Source organism: Paraburkholderia phosphatilytica (genome assembly GCF_003443895.1).
GTDB lineage: Bacteria > Pseudomonadota > Gammaproteobacteria > Burkholderiales > Burkholderiaceae > Paraburkholderia > Paraburkholderia phosphatilytica.
Genome location: NZ_QQOA01000011.1, coordinates 1 through 16281 on the forward strand (window position 1 = coordinate 1; position 16281 = coordinate 16281).

The 16281-nt window shown below is 63.1% G+C and carries 17 protein-coding genes, 1 tRNA gene, 2 pseudogenes and 1 riboswitch; of the genes and pseudogenes, 5 read left to right on the forward strand and 15 right to left on the reverse strand.

Annotation, left to right across the window (positions count from 1 at the left end):
* Window positions 1-112 precede the first annotated feature (112 nt).
* The 3 genes from DVS29_RS13730 to DVS29_RS13740 all read right to left on the reverse strand — a co-directional run bounded on the left by DVS29_RS13730 (window position 113) and on the right by DVS29_RS13740 (window position 2731).
* Window positions 113-964: an AraC family transcriptional regulator gene (locus tag DVS29_RS13730; RefSeq protein ID WP_118181021.1), complete on the reverse strand. Its 852-nt coding sequence runs from the start codon at window positions 962-964 to the stop codon at window positions 113-115.
* A gap of 50 nt (window positions 965-1014) precedes the next feature.
* Window positions 1015-1728 (reverse strand): alanyl-tRNA editing protein, encoded by a 714-nt coding sequence (locus DVS29_RS13735; RefSeq protein WP_118181022.1) that lies wholly within the window; start codon window positions 1726-1728, stop codon window positions 1015-1017.
* 76 nt (window positions 1729-1804) lie between these two features.
* Entirely contained in the window at window positions 1805-2731 is a 927-nt protein-coding gene (locus DVS29_RS13740) for a type 2 periplasmic-binding domain-containing protein (protein WP_118181023.1), read from the reverse strand.
* Window positions 2732-3245: 514 nt separating this feature from the next.
* Here DVS29_RS13740 and DVS29_RS13745 point away from each other — a divergent pair.
* Window positions 3246-4295 (forward strand): Fic family protein, encoded by a 1050-nt coding sequence (locus tag DVS29_RS13745; protein WP_118181024.1) that lies wholly within the window; start codon window positions 3246-3248, stop codon window positions 4293-4295.
* 83 nt (window positions 4296-4378) lie between these two features.
* Here DVS29_RS13745 and DVS29_RS13750 read toward each other — a convergent pair.
* Window positions 4379-4597: pseudogene (locus DVS29_RS13750) on the reverse strand (IS256 family transposase); the annotation flags it as partial.
* Window positions 4598-4705: 108 nt separating this feature from the next.
* Between DVS29_RS13750 and DVS29_RS38120 the strand changes: the two are divergent.
* Window positions 4706-5472, forward strand: a pseudogene (locus tag DVS29_RS38120) (tyrosine-type recombinase/integrase); the annotation flags it as partial.
* A 25-nt stretch (window positions 5473-5497) separates the two neighbouring features.
* Here the strand turns inward: DVS29_RS38120 and DVS29_RS13765 are convergent.
* Window positions 5498-5573 (reverse strand) — tRNA-Lys (locus tag DVS29_RS13765).
* A gap of 373 nt (window positions 5574-5946) precedes the next feature.
* Between DVS29_RS13765 and DVS29_RS37295 the strand changes: the two genes are divergently transcribed.
* Window positions 5947-6087, forward strand: coding sequence for a hypothetical protein (locus DVS29_RS37295; RefSeq protein ID WP_164707904.1), 141 nt, complete (start codon window positions 5947-5949; stop codon window positions 6085-6087).
* A 181-nt stretch (window positions 6088-6268) separates the two neighbouring features.
* On the opposite strand, the gene ybgF is transcribed toward DVS29_RS37295, so the two are convergent.
* The 8 genes from ybgF to ydfG form a co-directional block, all read right to left on the reverse strand.
* Window positions 6269-7018: a tol-pal system protein YbgF gene (ybgF, locus tag DVS29_RS13770; protein WP_118181026.1), complete on the reverse strand. Its 750-nt coding sequence runs from the start codon at window positions 7016-7018 to the stop codon at window positions 6269-6271.
* Window positions 7019-7039: 21 nt separating this feature from the next.
* The gene (pal, locus tag DVS29_RS13775) at window positions 7040-7549 is read right to left on the reverse strand and encodes a peptidoglycan-associated lipoprotein Pal (RefSeq protein WP_118181027.1); all 510 of its coding nucleotides are present in this window, start codon (window positions 7547-7549) and stop codon (window positions 7040-7042) included.
* A gap of 19 nt (window positions 7550-7568) precedes the next feature.
* A complete protein-coding gene (gene tolB, locus DVS29_RS13780) occupies window positions 7569-8861 on the reverse strand; it encodes a Tol-Pal system beta propeller repeat protein TolB (protein WP_118181028.1) in 1293 nt (430 codons plus the stop codon).
* A 105-nt stretch (window positions 8862-8966) separates the two neighbouring features.
* Complete coding sequence (gene tolA, locus DVS29_RS13785) at window positions 8967-10001, reverse strand: cell envelope integrity protein TolA (protein ID WP_118181029.1); 1035 nt, start codon at window positions 9999-10001, stop codon at window positions 8967-8969.
* Window positions 9998-10447, reverse strand: coding sequence for a protein TolR (gene tolR / locus DVS29_RS13790; protein ID WP_118181030.1), 450 nt, complete (start codon window positions 10445-10447; stop codon window positions 9998-10000). Before tolR ends, tolA begins: the two co-directional genes overlap by 4 nt.
* 12 nt (window positions 10448-10459) lie before the next feature.
* Window positions 10460-11137 carry a protein TolQ gene (tolQ, locus tag DVS29_RS13795; RefSeq protein WP_118181031.1) on the reverse strand — a complete coding sequence of 226 codons (678 nt, stop codon included), beginning with the start codon at window positions 11135-11137 and terminating at the stop codon, window positions 10460-10462.
* Between the two features lie 189 nt (window positions 11138-11326).
* Entirely contained in the window at window positions 11327-11782 is a 456-nt protein-coding gene (gene ybgC, locus DVS29_RS13800) for a tol-pal system-associated acyl-CoA thioesterase (protein ID WP_118181032.1), read from the reverse strand.
* Between the two features lie 129 nt (window positions 11783-11911).
* Complete coding sequence (gene ydfG / locus DVS29_RS13805; protein WP_118181033.1) at window positions 11912-12658, reverse strand: bifunctional NADP-dependent 3-hydroxy acid dehydrogenase/3-hydroxypropionate dehydrogenase YdfG; 747 nt, start codon at window positions 12656-12658, stop codon at window positions 11912-11914.
* Between the two features lie 229 nt (window positions 12659-12887).
* Window positions 12888-12987: riboswitch (ZMP/ZTP riboswitch) on the forward strand.
* A gap of 184 nt (window positions 12988-13171) precedes the next feature.
* Here ydfG and glyA point away from each other — a divergent pair.
* Together glyA and nrdR are read left to right on the forward strand one after the other, a co-directional pair.
* A complete protein-coding gene (gene glyA, locus DVS29_RS13815; RefSeq protein WP_118181034.1) occupies window positions 13172-14419 on the forward strand; it encodes a serine hydroxymethyltransferase in 1248 nt (415 codons plus the stop codon).
* Window positions 14420-14434: 15 nt separating this feature from the next.
* A complete protein-coding gene (gene nrdR / locus DVS29_RS13820; RefSeq protein WP_118181035.1) occupies window positions 14435-14926 on the forward strand; it encodes a transcriptional regulator NrdR in 492 nt (163 codons plus the stop codon).
* Window positions 14927-15288: 362 nt separating this feature from the next.
* On the opposite strand, the gene DVS29_RS13825 is transcribed toward nrdR, so the two are convergent.
* Entirely contained in the window at window positions 15289-15738 is a 450-nt protein-coding gene (locus DVS29_RS13825) for a DUF3318 domain-containing protein (protein WP_118181036.1), read from the reverse strand.
* A gap of 63 nt (window positions 15739-15801) precedes the next feature.
* Entirely contained in the window at window positions 15802-16179 is a 378-nt protein-coding gene (locus DVS29_RS13830; protein WP_118181037.1) for a phage holin family protein, read from the reverse strand.
* Between the last annotated feature and the right edge of the window lie 102 nt (window positions 16180-16281).

The following is a 16281-nucleotide window of genomic DNA, read 5'->3' on the forward strand; positions in this document are numbered from 1 at the left end:
TCGGTACGGGCCAAGCTCAAGCAGGCCGCGTGGGACGATGATTTCCGCCGAGATGTACTCGGCATGCGGCGGGCGTCCTAATGCGATTGCCCTGGGAGGGATGCGCTCGAGGCTAGCGTGCGGGTTTCAGCGCCGCGTAGGTGCCAGGCGTGATGCCATAGGCCCGCTTGAACACGCGGTTCAGATGGCTCTGATCGTAGAATCCGGCGCTCACAGCTGCATCGGCGGCGCTGTGGCCCGACGCGAGCAGCCGTTTGGCGGCGATCAGACGGAGCTGGTTCGCATAGGCATGCGGCGGCAGGCCGTAGGTCTTGCAGAACGCCCGCATCAGGTGATAGCGGCTGAGCTCGACAAGCGCAGCGAGTTCGTCGATCGGGATATCGCGCGAATGGTGCCCGGCGATGTAGTCACGAACGTGCGCCATCTTCTGCGTTTCACCGCCACCATCGCGCTCGGGCGGTTTCGGCTGGCCGTAGCGGCCGAACAGCATGCCCATTGCGGCCCACCAGTTAGCCTGGCGCTCCATCATCGGCGTCGGGCCGTGCTGGTCGAGGCTCGCGTGCGCTTTCAGCAGCAGGCCGCAAAGCTGCTCGTCGTGATACAGGCCAGGCGGGATGAACGGCTGACGGTCGTTGCGCGAATCGTCGCTGAACACGGCACTGAGCGCCGCGAGGCCGTCCATGTCGAGGTAGATCGCGCGATAGTGCCACGTCCTGTCTTCCCACACCGCGCCGCAGTGGTATTCGCCGGGTTCGAACACCCAGACGGTGCCGGGGCCGGACACGTCGCTGCCGGCGCGCGTGCGGCACTGCCCGGCGCCGTGCTCGGTCATCACGATCACGAGTTCGTCGTGGACATGCCGGCCGAATTCGTGCGCGCCATAGCGTGCCGTCGCGAGTGCGGCGCCTTCGAGTGCGCCGTCGCGCCAGTAGAGCAGTTCGTCGCTGCGCGTGGCGTGATCCATGACTTGTGTGCGTGTACGTGTGCGAGTGCGTTGTGATCGTGGTGCGTGATTCACACGAGTTCGATGCGCACGCGCCGGTTGCGGCGACCCTTGTTCTCGATCTTCGTGAGGCGCACCGGGCGCGACTGCGCGGTGTTCGACAGATGCGTGCCACCGCAGGCCTGACGGTCGAGCTCGCCGATCTCGACGATGCGAACCGTGCCGTCCGGCGTGGGCGGCGGCGCGACCGAGAGGCTGCGGATCAGTCCGGGCGTCGCCTGTGCGTCGCGCAGATCGACATGGTACGTGCGAACGTCGATGCCCTGGCGGATCACGTCGTTGATCGGGCCTTCGAGGCTGCGCAGGATGTCGTTGTCGGCATCGGGCAGATCGAAGTCCATGCGCCCGACGCCGTCCGCGTTGATCTGCGCGCCGGTGACGAGTGCACCGTCGAATGCCTGGTAGACCAGCGCATTCAGGATATGCGTCGCGGTGTGGAGCTGGGCGAGCGTCGAGCGGCGTTGCGCGTCGATCGACACGTGTACTTCACCTGCGAGCTCGAGCGGCGCATCGAGCATGTGCCAGTACTGGCCGTCTTCGAGCGCGATGCCGGTGATGCGCGCGATACCGTGCGCGTGCGTCAGGCCTGCCGTGTCGCAGACCTGACCGCCGCCGCCGGGATGCAGCGCCGAACGCGACAGCAGCACGGCGCCGGGTCTCGATGCGGTCACGCTCGCTTCGAAGTCGAGCAGGTCGGGCTGTTCGTGGCAAAGGTAGTGGGGCATTGCTGTGTGTGGATCGTGGGTGTCGATCCAGCCAGTCTAGTCTCGGCCGCGCTCGCGCGTCTTGGTCAAAAATGCGCTACAGGTTCACCCAGTACGTATCGGGAATCGCGCGGTCCTCGTCGGACAGATACGGGTTGTCGATGTGGAGGATCCTGCGCTGGTTGAAGTTCGCGCGCTGCAGTGCGGTCTGGATGTACGGGTGCGAGTTGAACAGCGCCATGTACGAACCGTCCTGATACGCGGCTGCGAAACCGCGCGCGATTGTGTCCGCGAGTTCCGCGTACGCTGGCGACACGTAGAAAATGAAATCGGACCGGTACGCGAGGATCAGGCGCTGTTCGACCGCGAGATCGGGTTCCAGCGACCTGCGTTCGTCGAACTCCGGGAACACCTCGATCACGCCGCGCGGAAAATAGTCGACCCTGCCTGCGTCGACCATCTTGAACAGCGTCTCGTACGTCGACGTGGTCTGAACGGGCAGGCCGGCGTTGCGCATGATGTTGGCATCGATCCAGCCAAGCCCCTGGACGCCGGTGAGTTTGCGCAGATCGTCAAGCGTCTCGACGCGATCGAAATCGGCCTGGCGATCCTGCCGGATCAGGAACACGCGGTAGCCGATCAGGCCGCGGTGGATCGGAATGTGCACGACTTTCAGGCCCCGTTCGGCCTGCGCTTCCATGCTGGTCCAATGCAGGTTGATCGTCTTGCCGGTGGCCAGTTCCGCAAGCGCGCGGCCGCGTTCCATCGACATGTGCAGCGGATGCGCGGTGTACGTCGCGTTAGCCGCTTTCATCGCGACCTCGAGCGTGGCGAGCGCAAATGCTTCGTGCACGCGACGGTCGGGGCGGATCTGCGGGTAGACGATGTCGAAGTGTTTTTCGGGCGCGGGCGCGGTTGCCGATGCCGTAGCGGTGGTTGCCGCAGCGGTTATCGCAGACTCGCCCGCGGCGAGCATGGCGCCCGCGGCACCGGCCATTGTCTGGATGAAGCGTCTGCGATACATGATTGAGATGCAGGTAGCGCGCGATGCTGCCGGTAGCCTGCCTGAACTCTCACGGCAACCGATAGTGGCACGCCTTACACGGTGTAAAAATTCGGATAAACCCGCTGGAATAAAGGCGTTTTGTGCGTGGCGAGTTGCCTTCCTGTCTGATGGAAGCGATCGCAAAACGACGGATGCAGAAACACCAATGGGCCTGCGATTGCAGGCCCCTGGCTTGATGCGAAAAAACTTTGGTGGGCCGTACGGGATTCGAACCTGTGACCAACGGATTAGAAGTCTTGTTTGCCTACACATCTTGAAATATAAATCTCAGTAAATTCAACGGCTTGCGGCGGTGGCCATTCGGCTAATCTGCTGAGATTTGGGTGTTGAATGGGTGCTTTTGCAGGGTTTTGCTCAAGATGCTGTTCGTCACGATGAGAGCTTTCCGCGATCAGGTGACCATTTTGAAACCCGTTTACGCCCATTTAATCCATCTCGGCAAAATGGGTGTAAATGGGTGTATTATTGGTTCATGCTTCGAACCGACACCCTCCAGATCACCCCGGAAGTCTTGAGCCTGATTGCCCGGATCGACGAATTCAAGGGCGCATGGCGCGCCTTGGGCACGCTCGCGCCTGACCGCCTGTCGGCCTTGCGGCGCGTGGCTACCATTGAGAGTATCGGATCGTCCACCCGCATCGAGGGCAGCAAGCTGAATGACCGTGAGGTTGAGCGTTTGCTATCCAACCTTGCCATCAAGCAGTTTGATACGCGCGATGCGCAGGAGGTTGCGGGCTATGCTGAGCTGATGGATTTGATGTTCCGGGCATGGGAAGATATCCCGTTCAACGAGAACTACATCAAGCAGCTTCACCAGATTTTGCTGCAATACAGTCATAAAGACGAACGGCACCGGGGGCGCTACAAGACCAGCTCCAATAGTGTCGCGGCTTTCGACGAAAATGGCGTGCAGATCGGCATTGTGTTCGAGACCGCAACGCCGTTCGATACGCCGCGTCTGATGGTGGAGCTGGTGCAGTGGGTAGGCGACGAGCGTGAAAAGGTGTACCTGCACCCACTGCTGGTTATCGCCATCTTTGTGGTTGTGTTCCTCGAGATTCACCCGTTTCAGGATGGCAATGGGCGACTCAGCCGCGTGCTGACAACCTTGCTGCTGCTTCAGGCGGGCTATGCCTATGTGCCGTACAGCTCGCTGGAAAGCGTGATTGAGGTCAACAAGGAAGCCTACTATCTCGCATTGCGTCAGACGCAGGGCACGATCCGAACCCAGGCACCCGACTGGCAGCCGTGGCTGCTGTTTTTTCTGCGCTCGTTGGCTGAACAGGTGCGGCGGCTTGAGAAAAAGGTCGAGCGCGAGAAGATTGTACTGGCTTCATTGCCCACACTGTCCTTGCAGATCGTCGAGTTTGCCCGTGAGCACGGGCGTATCACGATGGCAGCAGCTATCCAGCTGACCGGCAGCAGTCGCAATACCTTGAAGCAGCACTTTCGTGATCTGATCGAGCGTGGACATTTGGAGCAGCATGGCAGCGGGCGCGGCGCCTGGTATGGGTTGAAATGAATTACGCAGGAGGCGATGACGCGACATTTTTGCTTTGCGCATCCACGGCAAGGGCCGCAAGGGGGGTGTCAGAATTTCCGTGTTCAAGGCGGGGTTGAGAATCGCACGGATGGTCGAACGAATCGATCCGCGTAAAGAATAGCGAATTGGTTCATTGCTGTCTTCCAGTCGTGGGCAGCGCGCCCCCAATCGGCGGTGATGTTGCGTAGCGCCAGCCAGATGAGTTTCCTGGCCGTTTCGTCGCTCGGGAAGTGACCCCGGGTCTTGATGATCTTGCGTAGCTGCGAGTTGTTATTCTCGAGGCAAAGGGCGGCAATCGACCGGGGGCGTGTGGAGACAACATTTTTGCTGCTGAGCGCGAGATTGCCGGTCAGGTCGATCGAGTTTAATACGTCGAGTGTGCCAATCAAGCTGACGACATCATCGATGCATTGCCGACGCATCTAACATTGTTGGTGGAAAACCGGCCAAACCTTTAACCTGGGCGACACGCAATCGGTATATTTCCACGATCAAGCGCATGTTGAACCTGTGCGCAGAACGGGAGTGGATCGACCGGGTGCCGAAACTGCCTCGTTACCACGAGCCTGATGTTCGGGTGCGTTGGGAGCCACCCGAGGTTATTACGGCGCTTATCCGGGCATTGCAGTTGTCGTGGATGCGTGACGCGGCCATCGTGGCGGTCGCGACAGGTATGCGGGAAAGCGAGCTTTTGGGTTTGGCTCCATCCCAGTTGGATCTGATGCAGCACAATGCCTGGTGACGCATGAGGCTGCAAAGTCCAAGCGTGCACGTCCGGTGCCACTCAACGAGGACGCTCTCGGGGTTATTGTGCGACGTCTGAAGACTTCCACCCGTTTTGTGATCACCCGGGAGGAAGGGGGGGCGAGAAACGCATCACGCAGATCGATGCGCGGGATCGCGAACGGGCATGTCGATCGTCGGAATTGACGATTTCCATTGGCACGACCTGCGCCATACGTAAGCGAGCTGGCACGTGCAACGTGGCACGCCGCTGATGGTACTGAAAGAGCTTGGAGGATGGGAAACTATCGAGATGGTGTAGAAGTATGCCCACCTCGCCACGAGTCACCTAGCCGACCACGCGGGCACGGTCAAATTTTGGTCAAGCGTGGGGGAACAGAAAGAAAAAACGCCGCTTGAAGAAGCGGCGTAGTTCCTTGATGCATAAAGACAATTCTTGGTAGGCCGTACGGGATTCGAACCTGTGACCAACGGATTAAAAGTCCGCTGCTCTACCAGCTGAGCTAACGACCCGAAAGAGAAGCGGAATTATAAAAGCCTATGCCGGATAGTGTCAAGGCGACGCTGTGGGCTCCCAAGGCAATCGCATTAGAAGGTCGCTTATTGGCGGGGCTTCGCAGGTTAGTGGCTGTAAACAATGGTCGAACAGTCGTCTACTCCCGATTTTTGGGGAATCGAGATGGAGAGCCGTATGGCCCTGGTATCGCATCGGTTCAAAAACTAGCACCGAGCTGCGCTACTACCTGAGCTCGTCATGCAGCGCCCCCGAGCGCCTGGCGCAGGCCATCCGCCGTCACTGGACGATCGAGTCCCAGCTACACTGGTCACTGGATGTGACCCTGGCAGAGCAGAGCACGCATGCCGCGTGCGCAAGGACAACGCCGCCATGAATCTGGCGATCCTGCGGCGCTTCGTGCTGAACCTGCTCAAGCTCGATCCGACGCCCAGATTGCGTGCCAAACTCAAGCAGGCCGCGTGGGACGATGACTTCCGTCGCGATGTACCTGGCATGCGGCGGGCGTCCTAATGCGATTGCCTTGTGTGGGCTCCGAAGGCCGGGCGGTGCATACGCTCATTCCGGACCGCGCAAAAAGAAAGGCCCGGCGCGTTACCGCGTCGGGCCTTTCCGCGAGAGGCGCGTGTGTCGTTTGCACTACCGGCACGACGCGTACTGCAGGTGCTGCTATCGGTGCTGATACCTCTACGACTTATTTGATCTGCGACAGCTTGTTCTGTGCCGACTGCGCCTGATCCGTACCGCTGTACTGCGCGACGATCTGCTCCAGCGTCTTGCGTGCCGCGGCCTTCTGGCCAAGCTCGAGCTGGTTGTTCGCGATCGCCATCAGCGCATCCGGCGCGCGCGGACTCTGCGGGTAGCGACTCACGACGTTTTGCCACGTCGCCGTCGAACCCTTGTAGTCCTTCAGCGCATACAGCGCGTTGCCGAGCCAGTACTGCGCGGTCGGCTGATACGGGCTGTCCGGATACTTCTGGATGAAGCTGCGGAACGAGCTCGCCGCATTCTTGAAGTCGCCGTTACGGAACTGCTGCGAGGCCGCGTTGAACGCATCCGTTTCACCCGGCTGCACTTCGCCCGTCACGCCGTCCACCGTCTGCTGCTGCGGCTCGAATTTCTTCAGGCGCGTGTCCAGATCGGTGTAGTAGTCCTTCTGCTGCTTCTGCAGTGTAGCCAGCTGGTTCGTCAGATCCTCGTTCTGCCCACGCAGCGTCGCGATCTGCTGAGACTGCTGATCGAGACGGTTGGACTGATCGTTGATCGTGCGTTGAGCGGCGGACAACTGGTTCTGCAGACTGTCGGTCTTCGTGCGCAGGTCGAGGATCGCCTGGCGAGCCTGATCGTCGTCGAAGATGCCTGCGTGCGCCGGCAGCGCCGCGAATGCAGCGCTAGCCGCGCAGGCCGCTGCGGTGAGCCGCAGCCAGGAGAAACGGAGCGTCATACGACCTGTCACCCGTTACGGTTACTGTTGATAGACGAGGTCCGCGCGGCGATTCTGCGCCCACGAGGCTTCGTCGTGACCCGTTGCCAGCGGCTTTTCCTTGCCGAGGCTCACGGCTTCCATCTGCGAATCCGGCACGCCCAGCAGCGACAGCGAACGGCGCACGGCTTCAGCACGCTTCTGGCCGAGTGCGAGGTTGTATTCGCTCGTGCCGCGTTCGTCGGTGTTGCCCTGGATCAGGACGTGACGTTCCGGATGGCTCTTCAGATACTGCGCGTGCTGGCCCAGCAGCGACTGGTATTCGTCCTTGACCGAGTAGCTGTCGAAATCGAAGTAGATGCTGCGCTTGGCGAGCGGGCTGTTCGGATCGTTCAGCGGATCGACGTTCACTTGCGCGACCGCGTTCGGGTTCGGCTGGGTGCCGATCGCGCCGCCCTTGTTGGCGTTCTGGTCGAGCTTCACGCCCGAGTGACATGCGGCGAGTGCGCCAACCAGCAGCGCGGCGAAAGCGATACGAAGCTTGGACATCATTTGATTCTCTCCTGGTGTGTTATTGCATAAAAGGGCCCCAGGACGGCTCGCGTACGCTGCCGCCCTGAACGGACAGGACCTGCCGGGTTCGACCATCAGTCGATACCGCAGCCAACACGCCACGGCCGTTCACCTGTGTGGCGTAAAGAATGTACTGACCGTTCGCCGCGAAGCTCGGCGATTCGTCATGTGTCGTATCGGTCAGGCCCGTCGCGGTGCCCGATTGCAGATCCTGCACGTAGAGCTTGAACGCGCCGCCGACCCGCGAGATGTACGCGAGCAGCTTGCCGTCGGGGCTGACACGCGGGCTCGTGTTGTAGTTGCCCGTGAACGTCACCCGTTGAGCGGCGCCGGCCGATTCGCCCTGCGCGGGCATTTTATAGATCTGCGGCTGGCCGCCACGGTCACTCGTGAAATAGATCCACTGTCCGTCAGGAGAGTAGGTGGGCTCGGTATCGATCGACGGGCCTTGCGACAGGCGTCGCAGACCGGTGCCGTCGGCGTTGACGGCGAAAATCTGCGTGTTGCCGGTGCGCGACAGTGCGACCGCGAGCGTGTGGCCGTCAGGCGACCACGCCGGTGCGCTGTTGTTGCCCTTCTGGTCCGACACGATGACCCGGCGGCCCGTTGGCAGATCGTGCACGTACACGATCGGCTTCTTCTTCTCGAACGACACGTACGCGACCTTGGTGCCATCCGGCGACCATGCCGGCGAGATGATCGGTTCCGGGCTGGAGAGCGCGATGTGCGCATCCTGGCCGTCGGAATCGGAGATCTGCAGCTGGTAGCGCCCGCCGGTCTTGATCACGTACGACAGACGCGTCGCGAACACGCCGCGCGCGCCCATCAGCTGCTGATAGATGTAGTCCGCAACCTTGTGCGCGCTCATCCGCAGACCGCTCTCCGGACTGACGAGCACGAGGCCGCCCAGGCTTTGACCCTTGACGGTGTCGTACAGCTTGAAGCGCACTTCGTACTGTCCGTTCGGCAGGTGGTTCACGCTGCCCGCGACGAACGCGTCCGCGCCTTTCGACTTCCATGCGCCGAGATCGACCTGATCGGTCTCGGACACCGGTGCCGAGCCCGCGTCGATGTTGGTAAATTTGCCGCTACGCTGCAAATCCTGCCGCACGATCGTGCTGATCTGCTGCGGCGCGCTCGTCTCGTTCGCGAAGTTCGCGGTGGCGATCGGAAACTGCGTGGCTCCGACGCCCGTGACGAGCACGTTGAGTTGTGCGTGGGCGGCGCCAGCGGCTGCCACGAGACAGGTTGCCAGAATGGTCTTCAGGCCGGTCTTGGACGTCAAACTCATGCGTTTTGATTCCCTAAAACGTAATGTGTGTCACAGCGTGACACGAGACAGACCGCCAGTAGCGAGAATCGTTCCCGGGGCATGATCGGGCGGTCTGTCGAGGTGTCATTGATTCTGCGGATTCAGTGTGATCGTGAAGCTGCCCGGGGCTTTGCCGTTCGTATCCACGGGCATCGGGTCGGTGCGCTTGACGGCGCGCAACGCTGCCGCGTCCCAGTCGGGATTGCCGCTCGATTTGACCACTTCAGCCGACAGCAACGTACCCGTGTCGCTACAACGGACGGCTACAACAGTCGTCATATCCGCAATCGTTCCGGTGTACACGATGTGAGGAAAGACGGCTCTGCGGACCCGATCAGCGTACCCGGGCGACGTTGCCGTGCCACCCGAGCCCGTGCCTGTGCCGCTCTTCGCGAGACCATTGCCCGACGAACCCGCTCCGGCCAGACCTTGCATTGCTGCAAGCCGTGCCTGACGTTCCTGCGCGAGCTTCTTCGCAGCTTCTGCCTGAGCCTGCGCCTTCTTCTGCGCTTCGGCCTTCTTCTCGGCATCGGCCTTCGCCTGCGCGGCGGCCTGTTCCTGTTGCTTCTGCTGCTCTTGCTGCTTCTGCTGCTGTTCGAGCTGTTCCTGCTTCTTCTGCTCGGCGAGTTGCTGCTGCTTGAGCTTTTCCGCGGCTGCCTGCTGCTGTTGCTGCTGCAACTGTTGCTGCTTCAGCTGGGCGGCTTTCTGTGCCGCAAGCTGCGCAGCCTGCTGGGCCGCGAGCTGTTGCTGGCGTTTCGCCTCCGCTTCCTGCTGTGCCTTCAGGCGTTGCTGCTCTTCCAGCTGCGCCTGGCGCTGCGCCTCTTCCTGCTGCCTACGCTTCTGCTGCTGCAGCGCGATGTCGGCGTCTTCGGTCGGCACGGGCGGGGCAGGGGTGACCGGCACCGGCGGCGCGACGGGGCGCGGCGGCGGCGGAGTCGTGTCGGGGATGTCCGTCCACAGCTCGGCTTCCGCACCCGCCGGCGTGCTGTTCTGCCATTGAATGCCGTGATAGAGGAAAAACGCCAGCAGCACGTGCATCAGCACGGCGAGGCCGAATGCGCGCCAGGTACCGCGCTCGCGCGGTGGCCGGAAAGGACGGGCGGAAGACTTGCCGATCATTGCGATTTGACTAGCAGCCCGACACGTTTGACGCCGCGCGACTTCAGATCGGACATCACGTTCATCACGGCTTCATACTTCACCGTTTTGTCCGCGGCGATCACGACGGGCTGGTCCGGATGAGACTGCTCGCGGTCCGTGACGAAGCCGTCCAGATCCTGCAGCGTCATGGTTTCCTGCTGCGTGTTGCCGCTGTCGTCCTTGTATTTGACGCTCATGTTGCCGTCGGCGCGAATGTTCACGACGACCGGCGGTGTCTGCTGCTGCGGCGATGCGTTGCCGACCGTCGGCAGATTGACGATTGAAGGCGCAACGAGGGGCGCCGTCACCATGAAGATGACGAGCAGCACCAGCATCACGTCGATGTAAGGCACGACGTTGATGTCGGCCATCGCCCGGCGGCCACGGCCGCCGCGCATGCTGGAACGGACGGGAGATCCGGCCATCGTGGACTCCTCTCAGTGCGCCTGGCGTTGCAGGATGTTCGAGAACTCTTCGATGAAGGTCTCGAAGCGGATCGCGAGGCGGTCGATGTCGTGAGCGTAGCGGTTGTACGCAACCACGGCGGGGATCGCGGCGAACAGGCCGATCGCGGTGGCGGTCAGCGCTTCGGCGATGCCGGGCGCCACGTTCGCGAGCGTGGCCTGCTGTACGTTCGCGAGGCCGCGGAACGCGTTCATGATGCCCCAGACGGTGCCGAAGAGACCGATATACGGGCTCACCGAGCCGACCGACGCGAGGAACGCGAGATTGGCTTCCAGCACGTCCATTTCACGCTGAAAGGCAGCGCGCATCGCGCGGCGTGCGCCATCGAGAATCGCGCCCGGATCGTTGATGCGCTTTTCCTTGCCCTTGAGGAATTCGCGCATGCCCGACTCGAAAATCCGTTCGAGCGCGCCGATCGTGTGGCGGTTGTTCGCGGCGCTCTGGTACAGCGCCTGCAGGTCGCCGCCCGACCAGAAATCGCGTTCGAAACGTTCAGTCTGCGCGCGGGCGCGGCGGATGGCAAACCACTTGCGGAAAATGAAGGTCCACGACATCAGCGACAGCAGCAGCAGCAGCGCCATCACCGCCTGCGCGAGAATACTCGCGTTGAGGACGAGGGAAACGATCGACAGATCCTGGGTAGTGTTCATAGAGGTTTGCTAAAAACTCCCGATAGGGTGTCCGGCTAACGGATCTCCACCGAGGCTTCCCGGATCCAGAGGACCGGAAGCGCCGGCGCCGTTCGCCGAACCATGCAAGGTATTGCTTCGTGCTGCCTTGACCTGTATGACCGCTGCGGAGTGAATGGCCTTGCGTGCCGCCCCGCATAACAACGACATTCAGGCCTGTGGCGTTGACACGACAGGGCCTTTTCGTAGCGCCGCCAGCACAGGCGGCGGAGTTGCCATGGGTTTGAGCCCGGTGCGCTCCACGCAGGCGACGCGGATCGACCCGCTCGCCAGCAGCGTGCCGTCGCGCCACGCTTCCTGAATGAAATCCACCGATGCCCGGCCCAGCCGTTCCACGCGGCTCACCGTCATGACCAGATCGTCGAGGCGCGCCGGCGCGCAATACTCGAGCGCCGTGCGGCGCACGACGAACAGTGCGCCGGTTTCGTCCGCAAGCCGCTTCTGATCGATGCCGCAAGCTCGCAGCCATTCGGTTCGCGCGCGTTCGAAGAACTTCAGATAGTTCGCGTAGAACACGATTCCGCCTGCGTCGGTGTCTTCGTAATACACGCGGACAGGCCATTGAAAGCCGTCCGCGACGCCGGGCTGGCTGGCTGACTTATTCATAGCCGCGCATTTTACCGGAATGCGCGCGCACGCCCGGAATCTGCCAGGCAACCAGGCTGGAAGGCCTGCCGGCTGTGCTTCTGCCGGTTCGACCGCAGTTCGCGGGTGGGTCCCTCGAGCACTGCTCGTTTACCCGCGATGCACCGACAGACCGGCGAACGACTGTGCGACCGGCATCAGCTCGATCCGGTTGATGTTGACGTGCGCGGGGCGCGTCGCGATCCAGTAGATCGACTCGGCGATGTCCCCGGGCGTGAGCGCCTGCACGTTGCGGTACATGCTGGCTGCCTTGCCGGCGTCGCCACGGAAGCGCACGTCCGAGAATTCGGTGCCGCCGCACAGACCCGGTTCGACGTCAGTGACGCGCACCGCGGTGCCCGTCAGGTCGGCGCGCAGGTTCAGGCTGAACTGGCGCACGAACGCCTTGGTGGCGCCGTAGACGTTGCCGCCGGCGTACGGGTAGCTGCCCGCCGTCGACCCGAGGTTCACCACGTGCCCGCGGTTGCGCCCGACCATCCCGGGCAGGAGTGCGTGGGTGACCTGCACGAGGCCGACGCAGTTCGTGTCGATCATCGTGCGCCACTCGTCCACGCTTGCCTTGTGGGCAGGCTCCACGCCGAGCGCGAGCCCCGCGTTGTTGACGAGCACGTCGATCGCGCCGAACGCGGCCGGCAGCTGTTGCGGCAGCGCGGCGACCGCTTCGGCGTCGCGCACGTCGAGTTCGAGCGGCAGCAGCGCGTCGCCCAGTTCGGCGGCAAGCGCGTCGAGACGGTCCTTGCGGCGGGCAGTCGCGATGACCTGATGGCCGCCTTTGACGAAGGCGCGGGCGATCGCCGCGCCGAATCCGGCCGACGCGCCGGTGACGAACACGTTCATGGAGACTGGTTCCTGGTCGGTGGAAATCGAAGCGCGAAGCGTAGCTGGATCGATGCGCTGCGGCAAGAATGTTGCGGCAAGGTCCGGGGTCTCTTTCGGGCACGCGTGCGCGACGGTCCGAAGGGGCCATCGCGCCTCGCCCGGAGCGCGCGTCACAAAGGCCTCGCGGCGGTTCGGGAGCGCAGGCGGCTGGTTGCCTATTCGGGGGCGTTCCAATAAACTAACGCGCTCACCCCTGCGTGACTGGCGATAGAACCGTTCTGGTTCAAGGTGGAGCAACCCACCGTGAAGCGCAGGGTGCCGTTTTGCCGTTCGCCTGGGCAGCCGAGTTCCGCGCGCCGTCGTTTGCGCTGCCGGTGGCTGTCCCGCTTCGCGTGTGCGGCTCTTCTTCTCCCGCCACGTCAGAGCTTCCAGCCGCCTGCCGCGCCGCGTATCCGCTACGCGTGCTGCGCGCACCTCGCGTGAAATGCGGCGCGAAACCCGGTCAACCCGTACCCACTTAACGGAAAGCGTATGTTTGACAGAGCTCAAAGCACCATCGCGAACGTCGACCCCGAACTCTGGAAGGCGGTCGAGCAGGAAAACCGCCGCCAGGAAGATCACATCGAGCTGATCGCGTCGGAAAACTATACGAGCCCGGCCGTCATGGCCGCGCAGGGCTCGCAGCTCACCAACAAGTACGCCGAAGGCTACCCGGGCAAGCGCTACTACGGCGGCTGCGAGTACGTCGACCTGGTCGAGCAGCTCGCGATCGACCGCGTGAAGCAGCTGTTCGGCGCCGAAGCCGCGAACGTTCAGCCGAACTCGGGTTCGCAGGCGAACCAGGGCGTGTTCTTCGCGATGCTCAAGCCGGGCGACACGATCATGGGCATGAGCCTCGCCGAAGGCGGCCACCTCACGCACGGCTCGCCCGTCAACATGTCGGGCAAGTGGTTCAAGGTGGTGAGCTACGGCCTGAACGCAGACGAAGACATCGACTACGACGCCGCGGAGAAGCTCGCGCAGGAGCACAAGCCGAAGCTGATCGTCGCGGGCGCGTCGGCGTTCGCGCTGAAGATCGATTTCGAGCGTCTCGCGAAGATCGCGAAGTCGGTGGGCGCGTACCTGATGGTCGACATGGCACACTACGCCGGCTTGATCGCCGCGGGCGTGTATCCGAACCCGGTGCCGCACGCCGATTTCGTCACCACGACCACGCACAAGAGCCTGCGCGGTCCGCGCGGCGGCGTGATCCTGATGAAGGCCGAGTTTGAAAAGCAGATCAACTCGGCGATCTTCCCGGGCATCCAGGGCGGACCGCTGATGCACGTGATCGCGGCGAAGGCGGTGGCGTTCAAGGAAGCGCTTTCGCCGGAGTTCAGGACGTACCAGCAGCAGGTCGTCGAGAACGCGCGCGTGCTGGCCGAGACGCTCGTGAAGCGCGGCCTGCGCATCGTGTCGGGCCGCACGGAAAGCCACGTGATGCTGGTCGACCTGCGCGCAAAGCAGATCACCGGCAAGGCAGCCGAAGCCGCACTCGGCGCCGCGCATATCACCGTCAACAAGAACGCGATTCCGAACGATCCGGAAAAGCCGTTCGTGACGAGCGGCGTGCGCCTGGGTTCGCCCGCCATGACCACGCGCGGCTTCGGCACGAAGGAAGCCGAGCAGGTCGGCAACCTGATCGCCGACGTGCTCGACAACCCGGAAGACGCCGCGACCATCGAGCGCGTGCGCGGCCAGGTCGCCGAGCTGACGAAGCGCTTCCCGGTCTACCGTTAAGCGGCTCGCGTCAGCATGCGCTGCCCCTTCTGCCGCCACGACGACACGCAGGTTGTCGACTCGCGTGTGTCGGAAGACGGCGCCGCGATCCGCCGGCGCCGCCGTTGTCCAGCCTGCGACAAGCGTTTCACGACGTATGAACGGGTTGAACTGGCGTTGCCGGCGGTCGTCAAGAAGGACGGCAGCCGTACCGAATTCGATCGCCGCAAGGTGATCGCGAGCATGCAACTGGCGCTGCGCAAGCGCCCGGTTGCAGCGGATGCAGTCGATGCCGCAGTGGCACGCATCGAGTACCAGCTGCTCGGCAGCGGCGAGCGCGAAGTGCGCAGCGAACGGCTCGGCGAACTCGTGATGAACGAGCTGCGCGAGCTCGACAAGATCGCGTTCGTGCGCTTCGCATCCGTCTACCGGCGCTTCGAAGACGTCTCCGATTTTGAAGACGTGATTGAAGAATTCCGTCGCAACGCGTCGCCTCCCGCGCCGCCCAAGTCTTCACGCAAGCGCTGAGCGCGGCGCGCGCAGCAGCCGCGGCGTTCCATTCCAGAATCTGCCCGTGCGTGATGCGCAGACCATCGCGTGAACGGGGCCATCAGGGCACCCTGGCCGTCCGGCCGATTGTTGCGCGGGCGACAGGCGGCCGGATCTATCGCATTGTTCCGGATAACGAAGGATTGCGAATGAACGGATCCGGTACGGCCAGGCCGGGTACAGACACGGCTTCATGTCGATCGGGACACCGTCAGTCGTCGCGACACGGGTGGCGCCCATGTGATCGAAGCCGGGCCAGTGGGCGCGGGACGCCCGCCGTAACCGGTTGCTGGAACACGCGCCAGGAGAGGAGTGCGCAGACGAAGCGGGATGAGACGCCGCTACTTGCGGCCCGGCCCGGCTTCGCTCCTGTCGGCCTTGATCTGTTGCCAGATCCGCCAGCCTTCCCAGAGCCCGAGCACAACGCTGCCCCACTTGAGCGCCGGCTTGGCGCCGGCGGCGACGGTCTGGCGCAGCGGCTTCGCCAGCACCATCGATACGATCGAGCTGATGAGCGGGTATTCCTTCAGCAGCGCGCCCAGCGTGCCAGCCGCGCCACCGCGCCGGCCACGCCAGCGCCCGGCGGTGCTGGCAAAGCCCGGGATGATGAACTTGAGCCAGCTGAAGTGCGTTACGGCCTCGCGCAGATCACGCGTGGCCTGGGCGAACTCGATGCGCTCGACATCCGCGCGCACGATCAGCAGTTCCTTGCGCAGCGCGCGTAGATGTGGCGAGCGCAGGTCATGCGTCGTCCGCTTGCTGCGAGACATGTCGGAACGGATTGAACTCATGGTTGATAGGCGGCGGAATGAGGTGGCTGGGGACGTTGTCCGGACGCGAGCGGGCCCTGAGCGTCAGGGCTTGCGGAACAGATCGCGGTCTTTCTCGAACTCGTTGAGCGTGGCTTCGAACACGATCGGTGCGCTGCGCAGCATGCTGCGCGCCCGTAGCGCGCAGAACACGGCCGCCGCCGCATAGACGAGTGTGATGACGGCCAGTGCCTGCCAGCGCCACGTGTCCCAGAACGCGATCGCGACCAGAACCGTCAGCGTAATCAGCATCATGGTCGCGAGCATCATCGCCGCGAGGCCAAGAAACAGCACCGCGAGCAGCCGGTCTTTCTCTTCGGCCAGCTCGATGCCGATCAGTTCGAGCCGTGTCTGCAGGATCGAGAAGACCGACCCGATCATGCGGCGAAGCGGACTATGCTGGGAGTTGGTGTCGGTCGTCATGGACTGGGCGCCGGATGCTTGAGCGCGAGGTTAGGCGAGGTTCGAAGTCCGCTCGAGCCGCAGGAACGCAGCGGTCGGGAGCGGCCTGACAGCGCGAGGCGT